The organism is Lawsonibacter hominis (assembly GCF_014287895.1).
GTDB classification, from domain to species: Bacteria; Bacillota; Clostridia; order Oscillospirales; family Oscillospiraceae; genus Lawsonibacter_A; species Lawsonibacter_A hominis.
On sequence record NZ_JACOPP010000052.1, the window covers coordinates 1 to 2328 of the forward strand.

The window sequence follows — 2328 nt, forward strand, 5'->3', positions numbered from 1 at the left end:
CGATTTTTATTGCCATTTCCCCGCCGCCTCCAGGACGGCGTTTGTTTTCACGTACCGTTCCCCTATATGCTTTAAGCGATACCGAATATAGTTCTCTGGCGAAATACCACGAAACCGTTCTGCTCCATAAATTGCTCCAGGCGAAACCCCAATGACTTTTGCCCAATCAGAGATACATTTTGTATCCGGGCCAATGGTAATATTGCGATTAGTTGATAGGTTTTTGCTCTGCTCTTGTATAGAGATAAATCGACAATTTTCAGGGGAATAGCCCGCATTGACATCAATTCGATCAATCGTACAAGCCCCACGGGGAGCAGAATCGTCATAGCCGTGTAAATACGCCCAATCCTTGAACGCCTGATATGACTGCTCCCACGCCTCGCAAACTTTTATACCGCGTCCTCCGTATCGATGGAACTCTGAATGGTTTGGGTTCCTACATCGCGTAAGCATATCAGTCCAGACGCGATGAAGCCTATCGTAATAACCTCCGTGCGTTCTTCCGATTGTCTTTCCACGTTCTGATGCCAGTTCATGGAACAAGCATCCACATGACTGCGTATCTCCTCTACGGACATCGGAACCTACACGCTCGACAATTTTCCCACAGTCACAGCGGAAGCGCCAAATTACGATTCCATTCCTGCGTTTATCGGTTGGTTCAATTGCTACCAGTCTCCCGTATCGCTGGCCGGTCATGTCTTTAAACATTGGTTCTCTCCATCCATGCAGCATATCGCGCCATGACTTCTTGAGCGTACCGTGTTTTCCCGCCATTGCCTGTGTTATAAGCGGAAAGCGCATCCTCCGCATTGCCGTATTTATCAATTAGCTCGGCAAGGATAGCGCACCCGGTTCTGAAATTATCCTGCGGGTCTTTCAGATCCTTTGCGCCGATATCATCCATCAGGCCGTGCCACCACTTCTTCTGGATTTGACAGTATCCTACGCTATCGCCGCCATCTCCAGTTATATTCTGGAACAGTGTCTCTTGCTCAATCAGAGCCAACATAAGAGAATACTCAACGCCGAACTCCTCGCAGGCGCTATGTAATACATCCTGCAGCTCGTACTCCAGCGGTACGTCCGCCCGGAAGTATCCCTGCGCCTCCAGCGCGGCGGTAATCAGGGCATCCTCATCTGGGTCTTCGCCGACTACCGCGCTTGGTTCCGGCCTGTCCACCTTGACCGGTGCCGCCGAGAAGGGCTCCGGCTCGGCGGCCTGCGTGGTCAGCAGCATGCCTGCCAGAAGGATCAAGAATGCCGCCCACGTGATGACGGTTACCTTGAGCAGCTTGTCCATCATGTGGCCTCCTAATCTACTGCGCAGTCACAGGGCAGGTTCTCCGGTTCGTCGTCTGGGATAGCCTTTCTCACATCCGCCCAAAATCTGGCGCTGTTGGTCTTATCCGTTGGGATGATGTGCAACTTGTACCGCATCTCCAAAAACTTTGGCTCCAAGTCCACCAGTCGAACCCCCTTGATGATGGTGTAGCCGATGGTATCCTCCGCCTCCTTCGCCTCCTGCCAGATATCCGGTCGGAGGCAAAACACACAATACCAATGCTGGCGGCCTGCCTTTAGGCACCCGATACAATTTGCGTGTTTGTAGGTCTGATATGTGGACGGGCGGGCAATCCCTATTTCTTCTGTTCTGTGGATAGTGCGATCCCATTCGGCAAGCGGGAACACGGCTTTGTAACCCATTGCGGTCATTATTGTCGATCGTCTATACATGCGCTGCGTTTCCTCGGCGTCGAATCCATAGACCACCAGATCACCTCGCGTTCCGTTCGCCTCAAGCCATTTATAAAAGGGCTCAGTTTTTAGTCTGGAGGTGCAAAAGGCTGGGCTGTTATATGCCTTAAAGCCTTTACATTTGATGGCTACAGAAATGGGCGGTGTTGTCTCCCAGCCCTCCATATTCGCGTATGTAATGGGCAGGCCCAAGTAGTCTGCGACCTCCCGCTTAAACCGTTTGATGTCCTCATGCTCCACATGGGGCGAGATGTCATGATTTAGCAGCACAACACGCTCTTTTCCGTACCGCCGTACGGTTTCGATGGCCGCCAAAGCGGATGAGTGACCTCCGCTGAAGCAGACAATGCATTGCTTGTCCATCACTACCCCACCGCCTCCAGCGCCCTGCATATAAGCCCCGGAACACACAGCGGTACGAGACACAGGGCCGCAGCCAAAAGCCCCGCCTTGGCCCGTCCTCGCGCCCTGCGGCGCTCATTTCGGGTTTGGCTCATGATGCGGCCTCCTTCCGCCTGACCTCCAGGCCAGCCATCTCCAGCAGCTTCCAAAACGACTGGATCGGGA

3 protein-coding genes are annotated in these 2328 nt (G+C 53.0%); all 3 read right to left on the minus strand.

The features are described 5' to 3' along the window. Nucleotides 1-706: 706 nt before the first annotated feature. Genes H8S57_RS16360 through H8S57_RS17750 form a run of 3 tightly spaced genes read right to left on the minus strand, consistent with a single transcriptional unit; the run spans nt 707 to nt 2258 of the window. Complete coding sequence (locus H8S57_RS16360) at nt 707-1306, minus strand: lytic transglycosylase domain-containing protein (RefSeq protein ID WP_186909033.1); 600 nt, start codon at nt 1304-1306, stop codon at nt 707-709. A gap of 11 nt (nt 1307-1317) precedes the next feature. Next, complete coding sequence (locus tag H8S57_RS16365; protein ID WP_186909034.1) at nt 1318-2076, minus strand: hypothetical protein; 759 nt, start codon at nt 2074-2076, stop codon at nt 1318-1320. Between the two features lie 50 nt (nt 2077-2126). After that, the gene (locus H8S57_RS17750; RefSeq protein WP_256413652.1) at nt 2127-2258 is read right to left on the minus strand and encodes a hypothetical protein; all 132 of its coding nucleotides are present in this window, start codon (nt 2256-2258) and stop codon (nt 2127-2129) included. Nucleotides 2259-2328 lie beyond the last annotated feature (70 nt).